A 26,466-nucleotide genomic window follows, 5' to 3' on the forward strand; every position below is an offset into this window, starting at 1 on the left:
GTGGTGGGGAAACGCCCGGTTAACCGTTCCGATCCCGGTAGCTAAGCCCATTCGCGCTGATGGTACTGCAACTTGGTGGTTGTGGGAGAGTAAGTGACTGCCGCAATATTTTTTAAGGGTGATGGCCTCGTCCAGTTTTTGGGCGGGGCCATTACTGTATTCACGAACCGGTGCATTCGCGTGTGGGTGCGATGTGTGTGCTTGTTACTACCTGACGGGGGTATTGCTACCTGGCGCGGGGTTGCTGGGCCCCCGTCAGGTAGTAATTGTGAGGAAGGTTCGGAAGGCGTCGGCGCCGGTGACTTGGAGGTCGCGGCCCGTGTGGACATAGTCCTCGGAGCGGAGCGCCATGTGGTGTTCGGTCAGGACTGTGCCGTTCTGTCCGACGACGCTGCGATCGCCATTAACTGTCCTCGTCAGTGGAAACCGATGCCCGTTCACACCCTGAACTCCGATGGCCCTGCCATTGACCCTGACCGTGAACTCGATCGTCCATTCATCTGCGGTGAGGTTCGCTCGAGTGGACCAGTGGTACTGAGCGAGGCTCCGTGCTACCTGCTCATCGGTGCCCGAATCCCAATTGACGAGGAACGCTTCGATTCCGTCACGTCTCACTCCGCCTCGCGCGACCTCTGCGGGTTCGGAATATCGGCTTCTCTTACGGGCGAGAGCTCCATATCATCTGATTGCAGATGAAGTGCGAAAGGCGGCCAGATCTCCGAGATGTCCATTTGCCTTGTGCCTATTCTTTCCTGTTCAGGGGCCCTATAACTGCGCGGAAGCCTTATATCCCACTTGGAGTGACCGGACAACGCTGTCCATTATCTGGTCGCTTGGATTGTTGTTATACGGGTCACGGTATGTTTGTGCGCATGAGTCTACATCCATCACTGCAGCCAATCTTCGACACAGTGCTCCAACGTAACCCTGGAGAGTCGGAGTTTCACCAAGCGGTACAGGAAGTTCTCTATTCCTTGGGCCCCGTCGTGGACAAGCACCCCGAATACCTGGAACTCTCCGCGCTCGAGCGGCTCTGCGAGCCCGAACGCCAGATCATCTTCCGGGTCCCCTGGATCGATGATTCCGGAGTCGTGCAGATCAACCGCGCCTTCCGCGTGCAGTTCAACTCGGCACTCGGCCCCTACAAGGGCGGACTGCGATTCCACCCCTCGGTGAACCTCGGCATCGTCAAATTCCTCGGCTTCGAGCAGATCTTCAAGAACGCCATCACCGGCCTGCCCATCGGCGGCGGCAAAGGCGGATCCGACTTCGATCCGAAGGGCCGCAGCGACCGCGAAGTCATGCGGTTCTGCCAGTCGTTCATGACCGAGCTGTACCGACACATCGGTGAATACCGCGATGTGCCCGCAGGTGACATCGGCGTCGGTGGTCGGGAGATCGGCTACCTCTTCGGCCAGTACAAGCGCATGACGAACTCCTACGAAGCAGGTGTGCTCACCGGCAAGGGCCTGTCCTACGGCGGTTCCATGGTCCGCACCGAAGCCACCGGCTTCGGCGTCGTGTACTTCCTCAAGGACATGCTCGCCGCCGCGAAGAAGAACATCGACGGTAGCACTGTCTCGATCTCCGGATCGGGAAATGTCGCTGTGTTCGCCGCAGAGAAGGTCACGGCCTTCGGCGGCACCGTCATCACGATGTCCGACTCGGCCGGCTTCATCCATGACCCGGACGGAATCGACACCCAACTCGTCAAGCGCATCAAGTTCGAAGAGCGGGGACGCATCTCCGAATACGTGGAGCAGCGCGGGGGACGCGCGACCTACCACGAGGGCGGAAACGTCTGGGACGTCGAGGTTGACGTCGCACTGCCATGTGCGACTCAGAACGAGCTCGACGGAGACTCGGCTGCGACTCTGGTCAAGAACGGAGTCATCGCCCTCGCCGAGGGCGCGAATATGCCCTGCACGCCGGAAGCCGTGAAGATCTTCTCCGAGGCCGGCGTCCTCTTCGCCCCCGGCAAGGCCGCAAACGCCGGCGGTGTCGCGACCAGTGCGCTCGAAATGCAGCAGAACGCCAGCCGCGACTCGTGGGACTTCGACTTCACCGAGGCACGCCTGGCCGAGATCATGGGCGATGTCCACGACAGCTGCGCGGCTGCGGCCGATGAGTTCGGCCAGCCCGGAGACTACGTCGCCGGCGCCAATATCGCAGGCTTCATCCGCGTCTCCGAGGCGATGCTCGCCCAGGGGGTCGTCTGATCGTCTGATCCACCGGCGGTCGGGCGACCAGACCGCCGGTGTACGGCCGACAGGCCGGCTGCGATCAGGGCTGGCAGTCGAGGCTGACGGCCTAAACCACAGGACAGGCCCTGCTCAGGACCGACGATCTTCTCCATGAAGTCGTCGATTCGGAGCAGGGCCTCTGTCGTATCCTGTGAGCGCGCGGTCGACCCCAATAGCCGTGTCTTGCCTGTCAGTTCGTGTCGATCGTGCTGGGTGGGCTCGTGCCTGGGAACCGGTCAGAGCCAGACGAGATGGTCAGCGCTGTCCGATGGTTCCGTATCCCTTACGCCAACGCAGCAGGGGACGACTCGTCGACGCATCGGCACCCGCACCCATGGAGACCACTTCACCGACGACGAGGTTGTGCGTTGCGACCTCGAGAACCTTCGTAAGCTTGAGCTCGAACCAGGCGATCGCCTCGGTGAGCACCGGCTGTCCGGCGTGTGGGGCGGGAAAAGTGTCGATGCCTTTGAGCGATCCGTACAGTGGTTGGCCCGAAGCTCCGAGGCGTTCGGAGATGTCTCGCTGATCGGAATTGAGCAGCGAGATGGCGAAGTGAGAACTCGTCTCCAGAGTCTCCATCATCCGAGAGCCGGAATAGACGCTGACCGCCATCGTCGGGGGATCGTACGACACGTCGAGAAACGAATCGACGGTGATCGCATGCAGGGCGCTGCCGCGGGTGGCAGAGACCACGGCGACCGCCGCGGCGATGTCATCGCTGAGCTCGCGGTAGCGTTCTGTGAGGGAATCGTCGTAGGCCTGGTCCATGACACTCATTCTAGGGAACTACAATGGAGCCATGACCATTCCAGCTTCAGGCGGTTCAGCAACGATCGAGCGCGAGCAGTCCGAGCAGCTAGTCGAGCCCGGCGACCACGAGCGCTTCAGCCACTACGCGCCCAAGGACAAGATCATGGAGTCCATGGTGACCGGGACTCCGCTGATCGCCTTGTGCGGAAAGGTGTGGGTGCCCACGCGCGACCCCGAGCGGTTCCCGATCTGTCCCAAGTGCAAAGAGATCTACGAGACGATGTCCGAAGGACCGCAGGAGTAGATGTCCGCGGATCGTCTCCCAACAGCACCAGGGACCTCCGCGGCAGAACAGCTTCCACCGGCATTCCCCGAGCGCGCAGCGTGGGGAACGGCGGGAAAGCTGCGTGCCTGGCAGGCTGAGGCTCTCGAACTCTACTTCCAGAAGCAGCCCAAGGACTTCCTCGCGGTCGCGACCCCAGGAGCAGGGAAGACAACCTTCGCTCTGCGGCTGGCGGCCGAACTGCTGGCCCAGCGAGTCGTCAACCGTGTCACAGTCGTCGCTCCCACCGAACACCTCAAGGTGCAGTGGGCTGACTCGGCTGCACGCGTGGGCATCAAGCTCGACCCGCACTTCAAGAACTCCCAGGGCAAGCACGCACCCGGCTACCACGGCGTGGCTCTGACCTATGCGCAGGTCGCTGCCAAACCCGTGCTCCACCACAACCGGACGGCCGCCGGCCGCACTCTGGTCATCCTCGACGAGGTCCACCACGGAGGCGACGCCCTCTCGTGGGGCGATGCCGTGCGAGAGGCCTTCGGCCCCGCGGTCCGTCGGCTGTCCCTGACCGGAACACCGTTCCGTTCCGACACCTCACCGATCCCGTTCGTCACCTACGCACCCGACGAGAACGGCATCCGCACCTCGGTGGCGGACTATTCCTACGGCTACGGTCGAGCGCTCAAGGACTCCGTCGTCCGCCCCGTCCTCTTCCTCGCGTACGCCGGCGCCATGACCTGGCGGACTAAGGCAGGCGACGAAATGTCGCACGTCCTGGGCGAGGAGACGACGAAGGACATCAACTCGCAGGCCTGGCGCACGGCCCTCGACCCGAAGGGCGACTGGATCCCGGCGGTCCTCAAGGCCGCAGATATGCGATTGACCGAAGTCCGACGCACCGTCCACGATGCCGGCGGCCTCGTCATCGCCACCGACCAGGAGGCGGCCCGAGCCTACGCCAAACGACTGCACGAGATCACCGGTGAGAAGCCGACCGTTGTGCTCTCCGACGAGGCGGGAGCCTCGGAACGGATCGAACAGTTCCAGAACTCCACCGACCGGTGGATGGTCGCCGTGCGGATGGTCTCCGAAGGCGTCGACGTTCCCCGACTGTGTGTCGGCGTCTACGCGACCTCCTCGTCGACGCCGCTGTTCTTCGCGCAGGCCATCGGGCGCTTCGTGCGTGCCCGCAAACGCGGCGAGACCGCCTCGGTGTTCCTGCCCTCGGTGCCCGTGCTGCTGGCCCTGGCGAACTCGATGGAAGCCGAACGAGACCATGCCCTCGATCGCCCGAAGAACGAGGACGAGAACGATGTCGTCGTCTTCGACGATCAGGCCATGGAGCAGGCGAACCGCAACGAGGGCGCCTCGTCGGACCAGCTCGGCTCCTTCGAAGCGCTCGGCGCCGAAGCCCTGTTCGACCGTGTCCTCTACGACGGCGGTGAATTCGGCACCGGCGGAGCCATCGGCTCCGAGGACGAACTCGACTTCATCGGCATCCCCGGCCTGCTCGAACCCGATCAGGTGCGTGAGCTGCTGAGCACTCAGCAGGCCCGGCAGGCGAAGCGCAAAACAGCGGCTGCTCCGCCGGCCCCTGAGACAGAGACGAGCGAACTCGAGCACCGAGCGATGAAGGAAGAGCGCAACCAGCTCCAGAGCCTCGTCGGCGCTTGGTCCAGACGCACCGGAACGCCGCACCAGAACGTCCACGTCGAACTGCGCAAGGCATGCGGGGGACCTGCCGTCGCCCAAGCCACGCGGGAGCAGATCCAGGCTCGGATCAAGAAGCTGCAGGGCTGGTTCGTCGGCAAGAAGTGAGCACCGGATGTCGGCAGGGGAGACCCTGTCGGCATGAGGCCGACGAAGCCGCCGAGGCAGACAGTGCGTCTGCCTCGGCGGCTTCGTCGATTCGAGGTGGGCCGGACTCGGAACGGGCGAATCCGTTCAGGACCAGTGAACCTGCATTGGAATCCGCGGCTGCGGGCGAAGTCCGCCGCTGGGGATCAGGCGGAGTAGAACACGGTGGGAATGGCGGGCTCGCCGTCCTGCAGGCGCCTGGCCGAACGCGGCAGCTCTGCCAAGGACTCGTCATGTCGGGCGCAGGCCCTCTTCACGCCTGCCGCACCGATGAACGACTCATCGACTTCACCGTCGACAACGAGATCGACGCTGAGCCGACGTCCTTCGCCGAGGTCATTGGGCAGGCTCGGAATGCCGACGGCTTCTTCTACGGCGATCGGGCCGTCGATGAGGCGCAGCGCCTCCTTGTGTCCGCCGCGCGAAGGCTTGCCGGAGGAGTTCTTGGCCACCGAGGTCCACTCGCCGGCCTCATCGGCACGAGCCACGAGCTTGTACACCAGCCCGGCGGCCGGGGCACCCGAACCAGTGACCACCCGCGTGCCGACACCGTAGGAGTCGACGGGGGAGGCGGCCAATGCGGCGATCGCATACTCATCGAGATCGCTCGTGACGGTGATCGTCGTATCACGGGCGCCGAGGCGGTCAAGGCTCTCGCGAACCTCACTGGCCTGTTCGATGAGATCACCGGAATCGATGCGCACTCCGCCGAGGTTCGGCCCGGCCAGCTCGATCGCCGTGGTCAGTGCCTCCTCGACGTCATAGGTGTCCAGGAGCAGAGTCGTATCGGTGCCCAGCGACTTCAGCTGAGCGGCGAAGGCCTCTCGCTCGGAATCGTGGAGGAGAGTGAACGAGTGGGCCGAGGTGCCGATCGTGCGCAGACCGTACTGCAGGCCGGCCGCCAGGTTCGACGTCGAGGCGAAGCCGCCGATGACCGCGGCCCGAGCCGCTGCCACGGCCGCATGCTCGTTCGTGCGTCGCCCGCCCATCTCCGCGCAGGGCCGATCGCCGGCCGCCTGAGCCATGCGGGACGCCGCCGAGGCGACTGCGGAGTCATAGTTCATCGCCGACAGGATGAGCGTCTCCAAGATGACACCCTCGGCGAACGTCGATTCGATCGTCAGCAGCGGTGAGCCGGGGAAGTAGATCTCACCTTCTGCATAGCCGCGGATATTGCCGGAGAACCGATAGTCAGCCAACCAGTCGATGGTGCGCTTGTCGACGATGTTCTCCCTGCTGAGGAACGAGAGTTCGGCATCGTCGAAGCGGAAATCGCGGATCATCTCGAGGATCCGACCGGTGCCGGCGACGACACCGTATCGGCGACCTGCGGGAAGACTGCGGCCGAACACCTCGAAGAGGCTCTTCCGGTGAGCGGCACCGGATTCCAGGGCCGCCTGCACCATCGTCAATTCGTACTGATCCGTGAAGAAAGCCGTCGAATCGGTCCGTGTGAGATCACTCATAGGCGCGATCTTACGTCACGACAGCGTCAGTGTTCTGCCGTATGGTGGAAACGTGAGCAACCCAACGACACCAGTCCTGGAGCCGGATGTCGACGTCCGACCCTCCGAGAACCTGGCCAAGCCCTGGCGGACCGTGGTCTTCAATGACCCGGTCAACCTCATGAGCTATGTCAGTTTCGTGTTCCAGACCTACTTCGGCTACTCCGAGGAGAAAGCCCACTCACTCATGCTCGAAGTCCATGAGAACGGGCGCTCCGTCGTTGCCACCGGAGGCCGTGAAGCCATGGAACGAGACACCCAAGCGATGCACGAGTACGGCCTGTGGGCCGCGTGCCAACCCGATTCAGGATCCGACTGACACATGGCCGCTATCGACGCACGAGGGGACGACGTCGTCCTCACCCTGCAAGACAACGAACGCTCGCTCATGCTCACGGTGTTCACCGATCTCGCGGCTCTGCTGGCCGAAGACAGTGACGGCGATGACGACCGTCCGGACTCGGAGAACTGGGAAGCGCGGCTCGGACTCGTCGACCGTCCCCGTCCGGAGGACCCGGCGCTGCTGCGGCTGCTGCCCGACGTCGATCCCGAAGACGACGAGCGATCAGCAGAGTTCCGCCGCCTCACCGAGTTCGATCTCAAACAGGCCAAAGCACACAATGTGCGCATCGTGCTGCTGGGACTGAGCAAGGGCAATGACATCTCCCTGACACGGGACGAGGTACTCGCCTGGATGAAGGGCCTCAACGATCTGCGACTCGTCCTCGCCGTCCGCCTCGGGATCGACACCGAGGAGGCGCAGGAAGAGAAGTACGCCCACCGTGAGGACCTCTCCGAATCCGAAGACCTCACCCTGACCCTGTACGACTTCCTGACGTGGATTCAGGACCGACTGACAACGACCTTGCTCGACCAGACGCAAGGGGATGACGAGATATGAGACTCACCGCAATCGGCACCGCAGGCTCCTTCCCGGGACGCGGTGCCCTCGCCAGCTGCTACCTCATCGAAACCGATGAGGACACACCCACTCGCATCATCCTCGACCTCGGCTCCGGTGCGCTCAGCCCCCTGCAGGAGACGATCGACACCGATCGTCTCTCCGGAATCGTGCTCAGCCACCTCCATCCAGATCACTGCATGGACATGACCGGCCTCTACGTCAAACACTGCTTCGACCCGAAGTTCTTCAACGGCGACATCTCCGACACCGGAACGATCCGCACGCGCACTCCGGTGTTCGCACCGGCCGGTGCGAAGGAACGCCTGTCCCGGGCCTATTACACGGATCCCGGAAAGTCCCCGGTGGCCAACGGGGGAGACGACTCGGACTTCGACCACGCCTTCGAGTTCACCGACATCGACCACGGCAGTCGTCACCAGATCGGCTCCCTGACCATCGAATCCTTCCTCGTCGACCACCCCGTCGAGGCCTACGCGCTGCGGATCACGGATGCGGCCGGCAAGGTCATCACGTATTCGGGCGACAGCGATGAGTGCGACAACCTCGTCGCAGCGGCGAAGGACGCCGACCTCTTCCTCTGCGAAGCCGCTTTCCAGGAAGACCGCGACACTGCGCGCGGCATCCACCTCACCGGCAAGCGCGCCGGCCGGGTGGCGCAGAACGCCGCGGCGTCCGGGCTCGTGCTCACCCATATCCCGGTCTGGACAGACTGCTCCATCGTTCGCGGTGAGGCGGCCGGGGAGTACCGTGGACCCATCGAGCTGGCGAAGCCCGGAGGCACCTGGACCGTGTGAACCGGCGATGATCGCCGACGACCACCAGACATCACTACCGAGACGAAAGAGGCAGACAGTGCGAGCAGACGGCCGAGCAGCAGACGAACTCCGTGAAGTCCGGATCACTCCGGACTGGATCAACACCGCCGAAGGATCCGCGCTCGTGGAATTCGGCAACACCCGCGTCCTCTGCGCGGCCTCGCTGACCGAAGGCGTGCCGCGTTGGCTCAAGGGCCAGGGCCGCGGCTGGGTCACTGCCGAATACGCCATGCTCCCGCGCGCCACCGACTCCCGCAGCACCCGCGAGTCGGTCAAGGGCAAGCAGGGCGGACGCACTCACGAGATCTCCCGTCTCATCGGTCGCAGCCTGCGCGCCGTCATCGACATGGACAAGCTCGGAGAGAACACCCTCGTCCTCGACTGTGACGTCCTCCAGGCCGACGGCGGCACCCGCACCGCCTCGATCACTGGTGCCTACGTTGCGCTGGCGAAGGCCATCGACAAAGGGCGCTCGACCGGGCTGATCCCCGCCGCCCACCAGCCGCTCATCGACTCAGTGGCGGCCGTCAGCGTCGGCATCATCGACGGAGAGCCCCTCCTGGACCTGCCGTACGTCGAGGACTCCCGCGCCGAGACGGACATGAACGTCGTCATGACCGGGTCCGGAAAGTTCATCGAAGTCCAGGGCACCGCCGAGGGTGCACCGTTTGACCGAGATGAGCTCGGCAAACTGCTCGACCTCGCCGGCCACGGGTGCACCGAACTCACCCGCATCCAGTCCGAAGTGCTCGCCGGATGACGACCTTCGTCCTGGCCACTCACAACGAGGGCAAGAAGCGAGAGCTGCTGACCATTCTCGGACCCGTCCTCGGCGCCGACACCCAGGTGCTCACCGCCGCCGAGGCGGGAGTCAGCGATGTCGCCGAAACCGGAGTCACGTTCACCGAGAACGCGCTCATCAAGGCGCGTGCCGCGGCCGCTGCGACAGGACACACCGCCATCGCCGACGACTCGGGAATCAGCGTCGACGTGCTCGGCGGTGCACCGGGCATCTTCTCCGCTCGCTGGTCAGGCCGGCACGGAGACGACCGTGCAAACCTCGAACTCCTGCTCGCTCAGCTGGGCGACATCGCAGCCGAACACCGCGCAGCGCAGTTCCGCTGCGCGGCGGCCGCCGTGACCGCCGACGGTCGCGAGTTCACCGCCGAAGGAGTCATGCCCGGGCGCCTGGCCACCGAACCCAAGGGTGAGAACGGCTTCGGATATGACCCGATCTTCGTGCCCGAGGGTTCCGAACTCAGTGCCGCCGAGATGACACCTGAGGAGAAGAACTCACGCTCCCACCGCCGGTTCGCCTTCGACGCTCTGGCCGCGATTCTCGCCGACGAGCCGAATCTCTGAAACACCTGCTCGAGACGCTCAGCATCTGAACACAGCCGCCTCACCAGCTGAGAACTTCGGATACACTGACAATGCTTGAGTGTTGGCGAACGACCCTCTTCGTGGTCGGCGAAATCGAGGAGAACAATGAAGACTCCGCGCATCATGACGTGGGTGGCGGCAGCGGCCGCCACGAGCCTGCTGATCACAGGCTGTTCAGCCGGAGCCTCCGACGCCGGAGGCGATGCGCAGAAGAAGGACTCGATGACCATCGCCTTCACCGCCGAACCGGTCAACCTCGACTTCACCTCCACCTCGGGAGTCGCCATTCCCGAAGCGCTGATGGAGAACGTCTACGAATCACTCGTCCGCCTGGACGGCGAGGGGGAGATCCAGCCCGCACTGGCCAAGGACTGGACACTGTCCGATGACCGCAAGACCTACACCTTCGAACTCCAGGACGGTGTGAAGTTCTCCAATGGTGCGGACTTCACCAGCGAAGACGTCAAGTACTCCTATGAGCGAGTGCAGAAGGACTGGAAGAACGCGCTGAAGTCGAAGATGGACATCGTCGAGTCCATCGAAACCCCGGACGACTCCACCGTCACGATCGAACTGAAGAAGCCGTCGAACACCTGGCTGTTCAACCTCACCAGCCTCGTCGGGGCCGTCTTCGACACCGAAGGCACCGACGACCTGGCGAACGAAGCCATCGGCACCGGTCCCTTCGCGATCGAGAAGTTCACACGCGGGCAGTCCATCGACTTCGCCGCTCGCGACGACTACTGGGGCGAGAAACCGTCCCTGAACTCGGTCCAGTTCAAATACTTCAAGGACGCGGTTTCGGCCTCGAACGCCCTGAAGTCCGGAGAGATCGACCTCGTCTCCAACCTCCAGGCACCCGAACTGGCCGGAGAGTTCCAAGGCGACAACTATCAGATCGTCTCCGGCACCACGAACGGCGAAGTCGTGCTGTCGATGAACAACGCCGAGGGCATTTTCAAAGACAAGAAGGCCCGTCAAGCCGTGATGCACGCGATCGACCGCAAGGCCGTCCTCGACACGGCCTGGGCGGGCTACGGCGAGCTCATCGGCTCGATGGTGCCCCCGACCGACCCGTACTACGAAGACCTCACCGGGGTGTGGAAGTACGATCCGAAGAAGGCCAAGCAGCTCATCGACGAAGCCGGGATCAAGGGCGAGGAATTCGCCTTCACCGTGCCGAACCTGCCGTACGCGAAGGCGATCTCCGAGATCGTCTCCGCGCAGCTCGAAGAGGTCGGACTGAAGGCGAAGATCTCGACTCAGGAGTTCCCAGCCGTGTGGTTGGACAAGACCTTCACCGAACACGATTACGACATGTCGGTGATCAACCATGCCGAACCGCGCGACATCCTCACCGTGTTCTCGAAGGACTACTACATCGGCTACGACGATTCGACGATCAAGGAGCTGGCAGACAAAGCCGATACCGGAACCGAAGACGAGTACATCTCGGGAATGAAGAAGATCGCGCGGACGATCACCGAGGATGCTGCCTCGGACTTCCTGTTCCTGTTCCCGAATCTCGTCATCGCCAAGTCCGGAGTCGAGGGGATACCTGCCAACCGCGTCTCCGACGCATTCAAGGTCGCCGACCTCAGCTGGTCCTGACTGCGCACGTCGATGCTCACCTACGCAATCAACCGCGCGATCCAGTTCGCGCTGTCCCTCGTCGTCGCCTCGGTGGTGATCTTCGCCCTGATGAGCCTGCTGCCGGGCAATGCGGCACAGGTGGCGCTGGGAACGAACGCCACCCCGGAGGCAGTAGCGTCGCTCGAAGCCCAATACGGGCTTGATCGGCCACCTCTCATCCGGTACTTCGACTGGATGGGAGGAATGCTCACCGGAGACTTCGGCACCTCCTACGTCACCGGTGCCGAGATCACTCCCGTCATCGTCGACAGCGTCCAGGTCACGGCGATCCTCGTCATCGCCGCCATCGCCGTATCTATCGTCATCGCCGTGCCCCTGGGCACCTTCGCCGCTCTCGAGCAGCGCAACTGGATCGGGGTGACGATCTCGGCGATCAGCCAGGTCGGCATCGCGATCCCGAACTTCCTGGCCGCGATCATCCTCGTCATCATCTTCTCTCTGACCCTCGGATGGTTCCCGTCCCAAGGCTGGATGGCTCCGATCGAGGGCCTCGGGGGCTTCCTGCTCCGCCTCGTCCTGCCGGTCGTGTCGCTGGCGCTCGTGCAGGCTGCGATCCTCACCCGCTACGTCCGATCCGCCGTGCTCGATGTGATGCGGGAAGACTATATCCGCACCGCCCGCGCCAAGGGACTGACCAAGACGAAGGCGCTGTTCGCGCACGGACTGCGCAATGCGGCGATTCCCGTCATCACCGTCGCCGGAGTCCAACTGGCCACCCTGCTGGTCGGGGCCGTGATCATCGAGCAGATCTTCGTTCTGCCGGGAATCGGCTCCGAGCTCGTCCGCGCCGTCGCCAACCGTGACCTAGTAGCGGTGCAGGGCATAGTCATGGTCCTCGTCCTGCTCGTGCTCATCATCAACCTCATCGTCGACATCCTCGTGCCCATCGTCGACCCCCGGATCAGGAACGCCGCATGAACCCGACCCCGACCGGTGCCCAGAGCCCCAGCGACTACGTCGATCCCGTCGCTCTAGACGCGACAGACACGTCCGCCTCGGTGAAGATCGGGCCGGGCCGGTCCCGCAGGAGCGGACGGCGGGCGAACGCATCGATGATCATCGGCGCGGGCCTCGTCGTGCTCATCGTCGGACTCGCTCTCATCTCCTTCGTGTGGACCCCGTACGACCCGACCACGATCGACCCCGCCGCCCGATTGCAGAGCGGCAGCCTCACCCACCCGTTCGGCACCGACACCTTCGGACGGGACACGCTGACCTGGGTGATGGTCGGGGCACGAATCACGCTGCTCGTCGGGGTCGTCGCCGTCGGCATCGCCCTGCTCATCGGCACACCGATCGGAATCATCTCCGCCTTCTTCGCGAAACAGCCGTGGGGAATGTGGCTCGATGCGGTGATCATGCGGGCCAACGACATCCTGTTGGCCTTCCCCGCGCTGCTGCTGGCGATCATCTTCGCCGCCGTCTACTCGCCGGGGACGGGACCGGCTATGGTCGCCGTCGGCATCGCCGCGATCCCCGGCTTCGCGCGCGTCGCACGCTCCGGAACGCTGCAAGTGCTGGGCTCCGAATACGTCCGCGCCGCGCGAGCTTCGAACCGTCGGATCCCGGCCATCGCCGTCGTCCACGTGCTGCCGAACATCGCCGGAATGGTCATCGTCCAGGCGTCCGTGGCGTTCGCGATCTCCGTCCTCGCCGAGGCGGGGCTGTCCTTCCTCGGACTCGGCACCCAGGCCCCGACTCCGTCGTGGGGCCGGATGCTGCAGGAGTCCCAGCAGTACCTGTCCACCCACCCCGAGCTCGCTCTGTGGCCGGGAGTGTTCATTGCACTCGCGGTGCTCGGATTCAATCTCTTGGGCGATGGGCTGCGCGACCGGTTCGACCCGAAGATGGAGGCGCGAGGTGCCTGAGAATCTGCTCGAGGTCCGTGACCTCACCATCACCCCTGCCGGAGCGGACGCTCCGGTGCTCCACGATGTCAGCCTCAGCCTGGCGCCGGGCGAGCGGGTCGGACTCATCGGCGAATCCGGGTCGGGGAAATCGCTGACCGCCCAATCCGTGATGGGTCTGCTGCCCGAAGAGCTGCACGCCCGTGGCCAGGTGCGCCTGCAGGGGCATTCCGGGAACCTGCTCGAGGCGAACGAGAAGACCCTGGCCGGGCTGCGCTCGGACATCGTGTCCATGGTGTTCCAGGAACCCATGAGCGCACTCAACCCGCTCATGCGCATCGGCGATCAGATCGCCGAAGTGCTGCGCCTCCACGGCAAGGCGCCGCGGGGGCAGATTCCGACGCGTGTGCGCGAACTGCTCCGCGACGTCCACATGCCCGACCCTGACAGCGCCCGGTTCGCCTACCCGCACCAGCTGTCGGGCGGGCAGCGGCAGCGGGTCATGCTCGCGATCGCTCTGGCCAATTCGCCCAGGCTGCTCATCTGCGACGAGCCCACCACCGCCCTCGACGTCACCGTGCAGAAGCATATGCTCGACCTCATCGCCGAGAGGGTCTCGGCGGTGGAGGCTGGACTGCTGTTCATCACTCACGACCTCGCGGTCGTCGCCGGAGTCTGCGATCGGGTCATCGTCATGTATCGCGGCCGCATCGTCGAGACCGGCAGCGTCGACGAGATCTTCACCGCACCCAAGCACGAGTACACGCGAGGGCTCCTGGCATCCTCGGATCTCGAAGCCACAGACGACCGCGGCCGACTCTTCACGCTCAAGACCGCGCTCGCCTACTCGGGGCCGCAGATCGGCGAAGCAGAGACCACGGCCGATGTGGGGGAGCCGGAGGATCTGCGCGACGAACCGCAGACCTCGACCCGACCGGAGCACACCGGCACGTCCGTCGCGGAGTCGACGGACGAAGACAGCGTCAGGACCGCCTCGGCGGGGGACGGGGTCAGGGGTGCCTCGGTGAGGGATGACCACCGAACCCCCTCGGTGAGGGAATCGGCTCCGCTCATCGAAGTCTCGGACGTCACCCGGATCTTCCGCGGACGCGGACTCTTCGGTCGCAGACGATCGGACGTCACCGCCCTGGGCGGGATCGACTTCAGCGTCGCGGCCGGAGCCCGCCTGGGCATCGTGGGGGAGTCGGGTTCGGGGAAGTCAACGCTGCTGAACATCCTCTCCGGCCTCGACCGACCGACGACCGGGCATGTGCGAGTCGGCGACATCCGAGTCGAGGCCGCGAGCTCACAGGCTCTGCGCCGCCTGCGCGAGAACCTGCAGATCGTGTTCCAGGATCCGTTCGCCTCGCTCGACCCACGGATGCGCATCGCCGATATCGTCGCCGAACCGCTCATCGCCGCCGGAGTCGACAAGGACGAACGCGCAGCACGAGTCGAGGAGATGATCGCCGCCGTCGACCTCGACGCGGACTCCCTGCGCCGGTACCCGCACCAGTTCTCCGGCGGGCAGCGACAGCGCATCTCGATCGCCCGGGCCCTCGTGACCAGACCGCAGATCCTCGTCGCCGACGAACCGGTCTCCGCCCTCGACGTCTCGGTGCGTGCGCAGGTCCTCAACCTGCTCACCGACCTCGTCGACGAGTACGCGCTGACTCTCCTCTTCGTCTCCCACGACCTCGGCGTCGTCAAACACCTGTGCTCCGAGGTCATCGTCATGAGAGCCGGACAGATCGTCGAATCGGGTGCGACGGAGGACATCTACGCGAACCCGCAGGAGGAGTACACGCGGCGCCTCATCGCCGCCACCCCGAGCCTGGCCGAAGCGCTCGCCGGATAGACCGGCTCGCGGGCGGGACGCGACGAACCATCGAGAGAAAGGGCAGCATATGACCACATCGCTTGCCGACCGCAGTGCGGCCGAAATGGCAGCCGGATTCGCCGGCGGGGACTTCGATCCGGTCGAGGTGCACTCCGCGGTCGTCGACCGCATGGACGACTGCGAACCGGCCATCAACGCCCTGTTCCACCGCGACGACGAACGCTCCCGGGACGCCGCCGCTGCCAGCGCAGCACGCTGGCGAGAGGGACGACCGCTGAGCGACCTCGACGGGGTGCCCGTGACGATCAAAGAGAACATCGCCCGCCGCGGGGTTCCGCTGCCCAGCGGCCACGCCTGGGTGGAGATGCCGGTGGCCGGCCACGATGCCCCGATCACCGAGCGTCTCGAAGAAGCCGGAGCCGTCATCCTCGGGTCGACGACGATGCCCGACTGGGGAATGCTCTCCTCAGGAGTGTCCTCTCTGCACGGAATCACCCGTTCACCGCTGGACCCGAGCCTGACGACCGGAGGGTCGAGCGCCGGAGCCGGAGCCGCGGCAGCCGCCGGATACGGACCCATCCACATCGGCTCCGACATCGGCGGATCCATCCGCCTGCCATGCACGTGGCTCGGTCTGGCCGGGCTCAAGCCCAGCTTCGGCCGCGTGCCGCTCGATGCCCCCTACCTGGGCAGATGCGCGGGACCGCTGGCGCGGACGATGGCCGATGTCAAAGCCGCCATGGACATCATCTCCGCCCCGGACGATCGCGACTATTCGCGGCTGCCGCGCTTCGCCGCCGATGATGCGCAGTCTCTGCCGGGCAGCGACTCGGCTGGAGCCTTCGACCCGCGGGGACTGCGCATCGGCGTGCAGCTCGACGCCGGGTGCGGGGTCACCGCAGCGGCGCAGGTGCGCTCGGCCGTCACCGAGGCGGCCGAGAGGTTCTCTGCGGCCGGTGCAGAAATCGTCACGGTCGATCCTTTCATCGACGATGATCTCCTCCGCGACATGGATCTGTTCTGGCGGGTCCGGTCGTGGGCCGACCTCAAGGCGCTGCCTGTCGACGAACAGGCGCTCATCCTGCCTTATATCCAGCAGTGGGCACAGGACGGAGCCGATACCAGCGGAGTCGACCTGATGCGCTGCTATCACAGCGTTCAGGAGATCCGGCGGCGGACGGTCGAAGCAACTGCCGAGTTCGACCTGGTCATCTCGCCGACAGCTCCGGACGCGGCATTCCCGGCCGAGCAGCCGATGCCGTACCCGCAGGTGCACGAACCGATGGGGCATATCGGGTTTACCATGCCGTTCAACATGTCAGAACAGCCAGCGGCGACGGTGCTGGCCGGATCCATGGACGACGGTCGGACCATCGGAGTGCAGATCGCCGGACGACGGTTCGCCGACGAACTCGTCATGGCCGCCGGTGCCTGGTTCGAAGCCGCGGCCGACCTCGAGCTGCCGACTCGGTCGGTCGGAGTCTGAGAGAACGACGACAGCGGGCCTTTGACGACCGGGAATCGGTCGTCACAGGCCCGCTGTGACTTGAACGTCGCCTCGGTGACGGTGGGTGTCTCACCTCGGGGAGGTGAGGTGCACCGTGTCGGCGGTGGACCCTGGGATCAGAAGTCGAAGAATTCGACCGAAAGCTTGTCTCCGTCGATCTTCACGCTTCCGGACACCGACAGCGAGTTGCCGTTGGAGAAGTACGAGGAGCCGGCCCTCTTGCCGTCGACGGAGAAGTTGAACTTGCCGGGCTTCTCGGTGAAGAACGAGCCGGTGTTCGTGTCTCCGGCACCGAAGCTGGCCTTCACCTTCGGCATCTCCTTCATGTCCCACTTGGCGGTGTTCTTCTTCGCCAGATCATCGAGTTTCTTGTCCGAACCGCCGACGGGGATCTCGGTCGGGTCGTACTTGATGAAGTCGCACTTCGGCTCGATGCTCTTGTTGTCGAAGCACTTCTTGAGCTCCTTCTCGACCTGTTTCTGAACTTCTTTGTCGAAGGCGCCGGTCGGGGACAGATCGAGGTTGAGGGTGGTGGGGGACACCTGACCCTTGTTCGGCTGTCCGCCGGGGGCGAAGGCCTTCGGGAAGTTCACCTTGGCCGTATCGGAAGCCTCGGAGATCCACTTGCTCTTCGGAATCGTGAAGTCGTAGCTGCCGGGGTAGACAGCGAACGACGTGGTGCCGGACTTCGCCTTGTAGTCCTTGCCGTTGACGGCGAGACCGTCGGCAGCGGGAATATCGAGGGAGATGACGTTGAGGTCGGGGCCCTTCATCGTCCACTTGTCGAAGAACAGGTCCTGTTTGCCGTCCTTCGTCGCGGCGAGCTCCACATTGTAGGGGCTGCCGTCGAGCTCGTAGGACACGACGACGGTGCCTTTGTCCCCATCGGTCTTCGACGATTCGACCTTGGCCTTCTCGATCTTCGCCGATGAGGAATCGGTGAATTCCTTCTGCAGCAGATCGAGGTTCGTGCCCTCAGGCCGTGTCGAGGGGGCGATCTTCTCCGCGGCTGCGAAATCACCCTTGTTCAGGGCTTCGACGTAGTCCTCGGCGACCTTGTCGGGTCCGTACTTGTTCTTGTTCACGCTGCCGATGACGAAGAACCCGACGAGGACGAGGATGATGACAAGTGCGACCGCGCCGAGGGTGATGAAGAGCGGAAGCTTGCTCTTCTTCTTATCGGGGCGACTCTCGGCACGCGTCGCGGTGCTCTGACCGCCGGCGAAACCCGGTGCCGGTGCCGGCTGCGGAATCGCCTGCGACGGACCGGATCCGGTCTGTTGGGCGTTCGGACCCGACCCCGTCTGGTACTGCCCGGACTGGTTCTGGGCGGAGTTGTACTGGCCCGGCTGGTTCTGGGCGCCGGGGTATGGGGGCTGATTCGACGCCCCCGGATATGCCGTATTCGAATACTGGCCGCCTGGCTGCTGGCTGCCCTGCGGCTGAGCGCCTTGCGATTGAGCCCCCGGGTAGCCGCCGTTCGGCTGCTGCGGGCTGTGGTACTGGTTGTTCGGATACTGCCCGTTCTGAGGCTGGTCACTCGGAGACGGGGCGCCGGGATAGGGACCCGACTGTGGGCCGCCCTGACCATTCGCTCCGCCCTGCTGGCCGGAGTTGAAGGACTGATCGTTCTGGGCGCCGGGACCCGAATACTGAGGCGGTTCGTTCTGCTGAGAAGCAGCCGGAGCGACCGTCGGTCGTTCCGGCGCATCGTTGCCCGCAGCTCCCAAGGGCGGTGCCTGGTCATCGGGTACCGACGAACCGCTGCCGGACTGAGCCGGCCCGTCGGTTGCGGTGGGGGCGTCATCGGAGACCAAATCCGGACGTCCCCCATCCGCCGGCGGCTCCGACTCGGGCTTCGGCCCGCCGTTCTCCGGAGGCTCGCTGGGTGGTGGCGGGAAGTTGGGGTGATCGTTCCCGTTGCTCATCGTGGGGTCATCCTTTGCGTGTACAAGCCTGTCCTGGCGCAATTGTACTTCCCGGAGCAGGGAATCGCGCGGTCAATACCGGGAAGCCGAGCCGGGTTAGGCGAAAATGGTCCTGATGCACACTTCTCCTCACCCTCAGCCCTACCGTCGGACGATCTTCGCAGCTCTCATGGAAGTCGTGAAGATCGACCTCATCGTCGTCCCCGCTGGATTCGTCGTCGCCATCGCCTTCTGGATCATCGGGCTCGGCTCGCAGCTGCCGTACTCGGCGATTCCCGAATGGGCGTTCGCACTGTGGGCGACGGTGTCGGGGCTGAGTGTCTCGACCCTCGGATTCGACTTCTCGCTGGCGCCGAGCCTCGTCACCGTCGGCCTGTGGCTGCTGGTGGCAACGGGGGCCAAACGAGTCGTCCGCGGCACGGCAGCGGACAGCCCGACCGAGAGCGACGAAGATCCCGGCGGATGGTGGGCGCTCATGGGGACAGCTCTGGGCACGTTCGTCGTGGCCTACGCCGGTCCTCTGCTCGTCGTGTCGGTCCTGGTCGGCCAGGCCACGGTGACTCCGGTCGGATTCCTTCGGCTCTTCCTCTTCCTCGTCACGGCTGTGGCGTGGGCCTTCATTCGGGTGCGAGGAATTGGTGACATTCCCGGACTGGCCGTGATCGCCGACGACACCTGGAACGTCTCTGTCGGACTCACGCGCCGACTGCTGTGGGCCGCTGCGGCACTCGGTGCGATCGTGCTCGTCGTCGGAATCGTGATCCGCTGGAGCGATGTCGCCGACACCGTGCAGGTCTACAGCTCGCCGGTCGCCGCAGGCATCGGCCTCATCGTCGTTCAGGCGCTCTTCGCCCCGAGCATCGTCTACTCGGCCCTGTCGTGGTCCGCCGGGACGGGAGTGAGCATCGGCGGGGCCGGGACGAGCTCTGCATTCACCTCCTCTATGGCACCCGTGCCCGATGTGCACGTATTGCAGCTGCTGGAAGGTGACTATCCGGCGTGGACGGCGGCCGCACCGGCACTTCTCGTGCTGCTCGGCCTGCTGTGCGTCATCCTCGGCCGCGACCGAGCCCGCGACATCGCCGCACAGTCGTGGTTGGGACTGGGGGTTGCGATCGGGATTCTGTTCGTCGCCCTCGAGGTGCTCGCACTGTTCGCCGGTGGGGCCTTGGGTCCGCTGGGTCTGTCCGGGTTCGGCCCCTCGGCATTGACGTCGGCGTTGGCGATCACGGGGTGGATCGGTGTGGGAATGACCGCCGGCCTTCTGCTGATCAGACTCTCCGGCCTGCACACGGAGTATTCCGAATTCGCCGAGGATGACGAAGAGGACGCCGACGACTACGAGGATGGCACAGCGGGCGCGTTCGAAGAGGACCGCACAGCGGATGCGTTCGATGAGGACAACGCGGAACCGGTCGCCGACGACATCGTCGACGAGGACGAACCGCGGTAGACGAGGGCGCCGCCTCGGTGATGGGTGGGCCGCCTCGGCGAGGGGGCAGACGTTGACCGGTGACGGGTCAGGCGTGAACCGAGGACATCCTCGGTGAGGGGATCAGCGCTGGATGACCTGGACCGTGGCCCCGTGGATCACTTGGTGCCGGGCAGGTCGAGATCCTGGCCGGTGACCTGCTTGAACCAGTCACCCAGACCCGACTGATACTCACTCGAGCATGAGAGCTGCGCCTGCTGCGTGATCGCATCACGCAGACATTCCTCGTACTTCGACTGCACCGGCCACAGGATGACCGAGGACATCGTCGAGAAGATGAGGTAGATGCTGAGCAGACCGCCGAGGATGCCCAAGGACATATTCCGGCGCTGCTTGGTCTTGACGACGGCGACGATGTACTTCACCGACCAGACGACGGCAGCGATGGCGAAGCCGATGGCGGCGAGCTTGAACGGCAGCTGATACGTGAACGTCAGCACGGAGGCGAGGATCAGCAGTATCAGGACGAGCCCGTGTCGTGCCGGTGCGGCCTGTGCCTCCTCTTCGGGAGTCGGCGCCTTCTTCTCTTCGGTATTCTGCGGTGACGTCACCGGATCAGTTTCTCACAGTCGACTGACAAATGCCTCGGCGGGCCGTGTCCGCACGATGACAGCAGGGCATCGTCCATGTGCAGCAGACGTTAGACTGTGCGGGTGCGCATCGTTCTTCTGGCATCAGGATCCGGTACCCTCACGCAGTCCGTCATCGACGCTTTCGCCGACGGGACCCGCGGAGTCGACATCGTCGCCATCGGGGCCGACTCGGCCACCGCAGGGGTCCTGACCCGAGCCGAACAGCACGAGATTCCCTCCTTCGTCGTCCGGCCCAAGGACTTCACCGACCGCGACGAGTGGAACCTGGCACTGAAAGACACAGTGGCCGAGCTCGCCCCGGACTGGGTGGTCTCCGCCGGTTTCATGCGCATCCTCGGTCCCAGCTTCGTCGAGGCTTTCCCGTCCCGGATCATCAACACCCACCCGGCTCTGCTGCCGTCTTTCCCGGGCGCACACGGGGTCCGCGACGCGCTCGCCCACGGGGTGAAGCTGACCGGCGGAACCATCCACCTCGTCGACACCGGAGTCGACACCGGACCGATCATCACTCAATACGCGGTGCCCATCGGCGATGACGACACCGAGGAGACAGTGCACGAGAACATCAAAGCCCGGGAACGCGAAGAACTCGTGCGCCTGCTGGCACATCTGGCCCACACCGACCTCGTCGTCGACGGTCGACATGTCTACGGATATGTCGCTTCGGCGATGACCGCCCACTGACCCCGCCGTGAGAAGAACCGACCGGCAACCGAACCTCGAGGAGGATCTGTGACAGGAACCCGCGCGATCAAGAGAGCGCTGATCAGCGTCTACGACAAGACCGGGCTGGAGGACCTGGCTCGCGGCCTCCACGCTGCCGGAGTCCAGATCGTGTCGACCGGATCCACGGCAGCGAAGATCGCCGAGGCGGGAGCCGCGGTGACGAAGGTCGAAGACCTCACCGGGTTCCCCGAATGCCTCGAAGGGCGGGTCAAGACCCTCCACCCGCGCGTCCACGCCGGCATCCTCGCCGACTCCCGCAAGCCTGAGCACCTGGAACAGCTGTCCGAACTCGAGATCGAACCCTTCGACCTCGTCGTCGTCAACCTCTACCCGTTCGCCGACACCGTCGCGAGCGGAGCCGGCTTCGATGACTGCATCGAACAGATCGACATCGGCGGACCCTCGATGGTGCGTGCAGCGGCGAAGAACCACCCCACGGTCACCGTCGTGACCGATCCGGCCGACTACTCGGCCGTGCTCGACGCAGCTGCCGGGAACGGCTTCGACCTCGATGCCCGCCGCACCTTCGCCGCCCGCGCCTTCGCCCACACTGCGGCCTACGACGCGGCCGTCGCCTCCTGGTTCGCCTCAGAACTCGGCACCGATGAGAAGGCCGCATTCGCCGGCCTCACCGGAGAGAAGATCGCTGACCTGCGCTACGGAGAGAACCCGCACCAGGCCGCCGCCGTGTACTCCGACGGCACCGCCGGAATCGCCGGTGCGAAACTGCTCGGCGGCAAGGCGATGTCGTACAACAACTACACGGACACCGATGCCGCGATCCGCGCGGCATTTGACTTCGAGCAGCCGGCCGTCGCCATCATCAAGCACGCGAACCCCTGCGGAATCGCCGTCGGCGAGACCGCTGCCGCAGCGCACAAGGCCGCCCACGAATGCGATCCGCTGTCGGCCTACGGCGGTGTCATCGCCACGAACCGCGAGGTCGACGCAGAGCTCGCAGCATCGATCAAGCCGATCTTCACAGAATGCCTGGCCGCTCCGTCGTTCAGCGCCGAGGCACTTGAGATCCTCACGACGAAGAAGAACCTGCGACTGCTCGAACTCGGCGACATCGATGTGCCCACTGACGAGATCAAGCCGATCAGCGGTGGGTTCCTCGTGCAGGACCGCGACGCCTTCCAAGCGGACGGCGACTCCGTCGAGAACTGGACGCTGGCCGCTGGTCCGGCAGCTGCACCCGAGGTCCTCGCGGATCTCGAATTCGCGTGGACGGCCGGACGGGCTGTGAAATCCAACGCGATCCTGCTCGCCAAGGGCGGAGCCTCGGTGGGTGTGGGCATGGGCCAGGTCAACCGCGTCGACTCGGCCAAACTCGCTGTCGAGCGTGCCGGAGCCGAACGCGCCACCGGTGCCGTCGCTGCCTCGGACGCCTTCTTCCCGTTCCCCGACGGTCTGCAGATCCTCATCGACGCAGGAGTCACCGCCGTGGTGCAGCCCGGTGGATCGATCCGCGACGATGAGGTCATCGCGGCCGCGGAGGCGGCAGGGATCACGATGTACCTGACCGGGAGCCGCCATTTCTTCCACTGAGATGAAGCGACCTCTCCCTCGCCACGCACGGCGGGGGAGAGGACCGATCGCGAAGCGATGGATCTACTGGAAACGGCGATACGCGCATCCCACCCGGCGTGACTGGGTGCTGCTCGGCTGTCTCCTGGCCGTCGCCGTCGCCGCGGCGTGCTCCGTCATCGATTTCCGCCTCGGTGCTGTCGTCCTCGCGGTCGTCCCCGCCGGTCTCGCCGGGTTCCGTGCGCTGCCGCCGCCGTGGACCGAAGTGTGGGCGAATCGGTCGAAGGCCGTCGACATCACGACCTGTCTGCTGTTCGCCGGACTGCTCGTCGGGCTTGCGTTCCTCGTACCGCTGACCCGCTGATGAACCGGTCTCTGCGAAGTCCTTTATGTGCATTCGCTGAAAAATGGGACGTGCAGGTGTCGTCACGTCGACAACAATGGCAAGGTGAGTGGCGTCAGAGGTTCGCTTCGAACCTTTTCCGACGAAAGGAGACAGCATGGGACTCGACGATCTTACTAACAAAGCCAAGGACGCCTCGAATAGCGATAAGGGTGAAGAGATCAGCGACCAGGGCCTGGACAAGGCCTCGGACGCAGCCAACAATGTCACCGGTGGAAAGTTCGAAGACCAGATCAATCAGGGTCGCGACGGAGCCGATGACAAGCTCGGCAACGAATGATCTTTAATCCATAGCCGCGTCCGGCATGGATGACCGCCGAGGAGAATGTGATTCTCCTCGGCGCTTTCTTGTGTTCTGGCGAGCGTCAGTCGACACCAGCTATCGGGGGACGAGCGGCATCGCGGCGCGAGCGAACGACTGAGCGCGGTGGGTGCACGGTCCAGCCGTGCACCCACCAAGCCGTCGCCTCAGCTGAGCTTTTCGATCGGGGCGTAGCGCAGCAGCAGCCGCTTCGACCCGGCTGAACCGAAGTCGACGACGGCCACGGTCTTGTCTCCGACACCGTTGACTTCGGTGACGGTGCCGAGCCCGAAAGACTCATGCGAGACCTTCTCGCCGACCTCCACGGAGATGACCTCACGATTGGGTCGGATCCGATTTGGGAATCCGGCGACCGGAGTCGACGAACTTGCACTCGAGCGCGAGCGGGAGCTGCCGCCGGACGACCGTGATGACCCGAAGCCGCGTGACCCTCCCGAGTATCCGGACGAATAGCCGCCGGAGCCGAAACCTCCGGAACTGAATCCGCCCGAAGCGAACCCGCCGGAGAAGCTGCCCGTGTTCTCCCAATTGATGAGGTTCTCCGGGATCTCGGACAGGAACCGGCTCGGCGGATTGTACTGAGGCTGACCCCACATGCTCCGGGTCTCGGCGCGAGTGACGAGCAGACGCTGCCGTGCACGCGTGAGCCCGACATACGCCAGACGTCGCTCCTCCGACAGCTCCTGCGGATTCTCGAAGGAACGCGAATGCGGGAATCCTCCGTCTTCGAGCCCGGTGAGGAAGACCACCGGGAACTCCAGTCCCTTGGCCGTGTGCAGAGTCATCAGCGTGACCTGACCGAGTTCGGCATCGGGGATCTGATCAGTGTCCGAGGCCAGAGCCACCTGTTCGAGGAACTGATCGATGGCCGCCGAGCCGACGCCCGGTGCAGTGGAGGCGTCAGCGAAACCGGCGTCATCGACGTCGGGGTCGGCCCCCTCGGCGGCGGTTTCGGTTCCTGCCCCGGTCGCATCAGGGGCGGCAGTCGCCTCGGTGACGGTGCCGTTGACTGTGTCGCTGTCATCCGGGGTGTCCGGTTCCGCGACCGCGGCAGCCTCCCGAGTGGCGACGAAATCCTCGGCCACGGCGACGAGTTCGGCGAGGTTGTCGACACGGGACTCGTCCTGCGGATCGGTGCTCTTCTGCAGCGATTCGAGGTAATCGGACTGTTCGAGGATCGCCTCGATGACGCGGGAGAGCGGGGACGACTCGGCGGTGGAGCGCAGATCCTGCATGAGATCGTAGAACTTCTGCACCGAGGTCAGGGCGCGCGAGCTCAGGTGCGGGATCTCGTCGAGGCGTCCCAGTGCGGTGAAGAAGCTGATGTTCTCCCGGTCGGCGAAGTCGGCGATGATGCCCTCGGTGCGGTCGCCGATGGAGCGTTTGGGCACATTGAGGATGCGGCGCAGATTGACGTCGTCATCGGGGTTGGCGACGACACGCAGGTAAGCGAGGGCGTCCTTGATCTCCTTGCGCTCATAGAAGCGGGTGCCGCCGACGACCTTGTACGGGATTCCGGAACGGACCAGGGCATCTTCGATGGCGCGCGACTGAGCGTTCGTGCGGTAGAACACGGCGAAGTCACCATAGGTGTACTTCTCCTCGTCGATGAGGTCATCGATGCGGTCGACGATGAACCGGGCTTCACCTTGTTCGTTCTCGGCCACCCAGCCGACGATCTGCTCGCCGGAACCCTCCGAGGTCCACAGCTTCTTCTCGCGGCGGTCGTCGTTGTTCGCGATCACGGCATTGGCGGCGTCGAGGATGTTCTGGGTCGACCGGTAGTTCTGCTCCAACAGAATGGTGTCAGCGTTCGGGAAGTCCTTCTCGAATTCGACGATGTTGCGCACCGTGGCGCCGCGGAAGGCATAGATCGACTGGTCGGCGTCGCCGACGACGGTGAGTTCGGCACCGGTCGGCCCTCCTGCTCCGGCACCGGCCAGGGCCTTGATCAGCGCATACTGTGCGGGGTTCGTGTCCTGGTACTCGTCAACGAGGATATGGCGGAACCGGCGACGGTAGGAATCGGCCACCTCGGGGAAGGCGCCGAAGAGGTGGACGGTCTCCGCGATGAGGTCGTCGAAGTCGAAGGCATTGGCCAGGCGCAGACGGGAGGTGTAGCGCTTGAAGACATCGGCGAGCACCTCATCGGCGGGATTGTTGGGCCGCGGGATGAAGTCGTCGGGGGTCTGCAGTTCGTTCTTGAGGTTCGAGATCCGGTGCAGGATGGCCCGTGGGGCGTACTTCTTCGTGTCGAGGCCGAGCTCCTTGAGGATCTGGGCGACGAGTCGCTGGGCATCCTGGGCGTCGTAGATCGTGAAATTCGACTTCATGCCCAGCACCTTCGCCTCGCGGCGGAGGATGCGCACACACGAGGAGTGGAAGGTCGAGACCCACATGGCGCGGGAGGCAGGGCCGACGATCGAGGACACGCGTTCGGCCATCTCTTTCGCAGCCTTGTTCGTGAACGTGATCGCCAGGACTTCGCCGGGGTGGGCGCGACCGGTGGCCAAGGCGTAGGCGATGCGTCGGGTGAGCACGGTCGTCTTGCCCGATCCTGCTCCGGCGACGATGAGCAGCGGGGACCCCGTATGGATCACGGCCTCGCGCTGCCTGGGGTTGAGTCCGGTGAGGAGTTCGGCCGCTCGGGAGTCGGCGCCGGCGGCATGGTCGGTGTGTTCAGCTGCAGCAGTCATGTCGCCCCCAAGGATACCGTCAGCCTCAGACACGAGCTCACACCCCTCAGAACTACTGTGAGTATTGATGGTGGCTGGTCTGGGACTGGCTGGCAGAGTAGGAACTGACCGTCCCATTGATCATCATGACCCTCAGAACTACTGACTCGAACGATGTCCTCGTCGGGA

The 26,466-nt window shown here is 64.7% G+C and carries 24 protein-coding genes and 1 rRNA gene; 19 read left to right on the forward strand and 6 right to left on the reverse strand.

Annotation, left to right across the window (positions count from 1 at the left end; genetic code table 11):
* Positions 1–106, forward strand: a 5S ribosomal RNA gene (rrf, locus tag HK353_RS16245); the annotation flags it as partial.
* Positions 107–255: 149 nt separating this feature from the next.
* Here rrf and HK353_RS16250 read toward each other — a convergent pair.
* Positions 256–615 carry a hypothetical protein gene (locus HK353_RS16250; RefSeq protein WP_245396102.1) on the reverse strand — a complete coding sequence of 120 codons (360 nt, stop codon included), beginning with the start codon at positions 613–615 and terminating at the stop codon, positions 256–258.
* 257 nt (positions 616–872) lie between these two features.
* Here HK353_RS16250 and gdhA point away from each other — a divergent pair, with 257 nt between their 5' ends.
* The gene (gene gdhA / locus HK353_RS16255) at positions 873–2,219 is read left to right on the forward strand and encodes an NADP-specific glutamate dehydrogenase (protein WP_173157867.1); all 1,347 of its coding nucleotides are present in this window, start codon (positions 873–875) and stop codon (positions 2,217–2,219) included.
* A gap of 279 nt (positions 2,220–2,498) precedes the next feature.
* Here gdhA and HK353_RS16260 read toward each other — a convergent pair whose 3' ends face one another.
* Positions 2,499–3,014 (reverse strand): flavin reductase family protein, encoded by a 516-nt coding sequence (locus tag HK353_RS16260; protein ID WP_173157869.1) that lies wholly within the window; start codon positions 3,012–3,014, stop codon positions 2,499–2,501.
* A 31-nt stretch (positions 3,015–3,045) separates the two neighbouring features.
* On the opposite strand from HK353_RS16260, the gene HK353_RS16265 reads away from it, so the two are divergent.
* The gene (locus HK353_RS16265) at positions 3,046–3,300 is read left to right on the forward strand and encodes a DUF3039 domain-containing protein (RefSeq protein ID WP_035320920.1); all 255 of its coding nucleotides are present in this window, start codon (positions 3,046–3,048) and stop codon (positions 3,298–3,300) included.
* On the forward strand, positions 3,301–5,094 hold the full coding sequence (locus HK353_RS16270) for a DEAD/DEAH box helicase (protein ID WP_139469693.1): 1,794 nt from the start codon (positions 3,301–3,303) through the stop codon (positions 5,092–5,094).
* 185 nt (positions 5,095–5,279) lie between these two features.
* Here the strand turns inward: HK353_RS16270 and HK353_RS16275 are convergent, their stop codons facing one another.
* Positions 5,280–6,599 carry a nicotinate phosphoribosyltransferase gene (locus tag HK353_RS16275; protein WP_173157871.1) on the reverse strand — a complete coding sequence of 440 codons (1,320 nt, stop codon included), beginning with the start codon at positions 6,597–6,599 and terminating at the stop codon, positions 5,280–5,282.
* Between the two features lie 52 nt (positions 6,600–6,651).
* On the opposite strand from HK353_RS16275, the gene clpS reads away from it, so the two are divergent.
* The 10 genes from clpS (at position 6,652) to HK353_RS16325 (ending at position 16,587) form a co-directional block, all read left to right on the forward strand.
* The gene (gene clpS, locus HK353_RS16280; protein WP_173157873.1) at positions 6,652–6,957 is read left to right on the forward strand and encodes an ATP-dependent Clp protease adapter ClpS; all 306 of its coding nucleotides are present in this window, start codon (positions 6,652–6,654) and stop codon (positions 6,955–6,957) included.
* Positions 6,958–6,960: 3 nt separating this feature from the next.
* Positions 6,961–7,539 (forward strand): DUF2017 family protein, encoded by a 579-nt coding sequence (locus tag HK353_RS16285; protein ID WP_173157875.1) that lies wholly within the window; start codon positions 6,961–6,963, stop codon positions 7,537–7,539.
* Complete coding sequence (locus HK353_RS16290; RefSeq protein WP_173157877.1) at positions 7,536–8,357, forward strand: MBL fold metallo-hydrolase; 822 nt, start codon at positions 7,536–7,538, stop codon at positions 8,355–8,357. Before HK353_RS16285 ends, HK353_RS16290 begins: the two co-directional genes overlap by 4 nt.
* 7 nt (positions 8,358–8,364) lie before the next feature.
* Positions 8,365–9,138: a ribonuclease PH gene (rph, locus tag HK353_RS16295; RefSeq protein ID WP_217278547.1), complete on the forward strand. Its 774-nt coding sequence runs from the start codon at positions 8,365–8,367 to the stop codon at positions 9,136–9,138.
* Positions 9,135–9,740, forward strand: coding sequence for an RdgB/HAM1 family non-canonical purine NTP pyrophosphatase (rdgB, locus tag HK353_RS16300; protein WP_173157879.1), 606 nt, complete (start codon positions 9,135–9,137; stop codon positions 9,738–9,740). The genes rph and rdgB overlap by 4 nt, the downstream gene beginning before the upstream one ends.
* 126 nt (positions 9,741–9,866) lie before the next feature.
* Positions 9,867–11,372 (forward strand): ABC transporter substrate-binding protein, encoded by a 1,506-nt coding sequence (locus HK353_RS16305; RefSeq protein ID WP_173157882.1) that lies wholly within the window; start codon positions 9,867–9,869, stop codon positions 11,370–11,372.
* 12 nt (positions 11,373–11,384) lie between these two features.
* Positions 11,385–12,332, forward strand: coding sequence for an ABC transporter permease (locus tag HK353_RS16310; RefSeq protein ID WP_173157884.1), 948 nt, complete (start codon positions 11,385–11,387; stop codon positions 12,330–12,332).
* Positions 12,329–13,282 carry an ABC transporter permease gene (locus tag HK353_RS16315; RefSeq protein ID WP_173157886.1) on the forward strand — a complete coding sequence of 318 codons (954 nt, stop codon included), beginning with the start codon at positions 12,329–12,331 and terminating at the stop codon, positions 13,280–13,282. Before HK353_RS16310 ends, HK353_RS16315 begins: the two co-directional genes overlap by 4 nt.
* Positions 13,233–15,119: a dipeptide ABC transporter ATP-binding protein gene (locus tag HK353_RS16320; protein WP_217278548.1), complete on the forward strand. Its 1,887-nt coding sequence runs from the start codon at positions 13,233–13,235 to the stop codon at positions 15,117–15,119. The genes HK353_RS16315 and HK353_RS16320 overlap by 50 nt, the downstream gene beginning before the upstream one ends.
* 49 nt (positions 15,120–15,168) lie before the next feature.
* Positions 15,169–16,587 carry an amidase gene (locus tag HK353_RS16325; protein ID WP_173157890.1) on the forward strand — a complete coding sequence of 473 codons (1,419 nt, stop codon included), beginning with the start codon at positions 15,169–15,171 and terminating at the stop codon, positions 16,585–16,587.
* 137 nt (positions 16,588–16,724) lie between these two features.
* Here HK353_RS16325 and HK353_RS16330 read toward each other — a convergent pair whose 3' ends face one another.
* Positions 16,725–18,536 (reverse strand): hypothetical protein, encoded by a 1,812-nt coding sequence (locus HK353_RS16330; RefSeq protein WP_173157892.1) that lies wholly within the window; start codon positions 18,534–18,536, stop codon positions 16,725–16,727.
* A gap of 115 nt (positions 18,537–18,651) precedes the next feature.
* On the opposite strand from HK353_RS16330, the gene HK353_RS16335 reads away from it, so the two are divergent.
* Complete coding sequence (locus tag HK353_RS16335; RefSeq protein WP_173157894.1) at positions 18,652–19,989, forward strand: cell division protein PerM; 1,338 nt, start codon at positions 18,652–18,654, stop codon at positions 19,987–19,989.
* 137 nt (positions 19,990–20,126) lie between these two features.
* Here the strand turns inward: HK353_RS16335 and HK353_RS16340 are convergent, their stop codons facing one another.
* The gene (locus HK353_RS16340; RefSeq protein ID WP_101545186.1) at positions 20,127–20,579 is read right to left on the reverse strand and encodes a hypothetical protein; all 453 of its coding nucleotides are present in this window, start codon (positions 20,577–20,579) and stop codon (positions 20,127–20,129) included.
* 102 nt (positions 20,580–20,681) lie between these two features.
* Between HK353_RS16340 and purN the strand changes: the two genes are divergently transcribed.
* The 4 genes from purN to HK353_RS16360 all read left to right on the forward strand — a co-directional run bounded on the left by purN (position 20,682) and on the right by HK353_RS16360 (position 23,560).
* Positions 20,682–21,305, forward strand: coding sequence for a phosphoribosylglycinamide formyltransferase (gene purN, locus HK353_RS16345; protein WP_173157896.1), 624 nt, complete (start codon positions 20,682–20,684; stop codon positions 21,303–21,305).
* Between the two features lie 48 nt (positions 21,306–21,353).
* Positions 21,354–22,898 carry a bifunctional phosphoribosylaminoimidazolecarboxamide formyltransferase/IMP cyclohydrolase gene (purH, locus tag HK353_RS16350; RefSeq protein ID WP_173157898.1) on the forward strand — a complete coding sequence of 515 codons (1,545 nt, stop codon included), beginning with the start codon at positions 21,354–21,356 and terminating at the stop codon, positions 22,896–22,898.
* A gap of 1 nt (position 22,899) precedes the next feature.
* Positions 22,900–23,241 (forward strand): DUF3017 domain-containing protein, encoded by a 342-nt coding sequence (locus HK353_RS16355; RefSeq protein ID WP_173157900.1) that lies wholly within the window; start codon positions 22,900–22,902, stop codon positions 23,239–23,241.
* A gap of 136 nt (positions 23,242–23,377) precedes the next feature.
* A complete protein-coding gene (locus HK353_RS16360) occupies positions 23,378–23,560 on the forward strand; it encodes an antitoxin (protein ID WP_173157902.1) in 183 nt (60 codons plus the stop codon).
* A 188-nt stretch (positions 23,561–23,748) separates the two neighbouring features.
* Here HK353_RS16360 and HK353_RS16365 read toward each other — a convergent pair whose 3' ends face one another.
* On the reverse strand, positions 23,749–26,298 hold the full coding sequence (locus HK353_RS16365; RefSeq protein WP_173157904.1) for a UvrD-helicase domain-containing protein: 2,550 nt from the start codon (positions 26,296–26,298) through the stop codon (positions 23,749–23,751).
* Positions 26,299–26,466: the final 168 nt, after the last annotated feature.

This window comes from Brevibacterium permense (genome assembly GCF_013280495.1).
Classification (GTDB): domain Bacteria; phylum Actinomycetota; class Actinomycetes; order Actinomycetales; family Brevibacteriaceae; genus Brevibacterium; species Brevibacterium permense.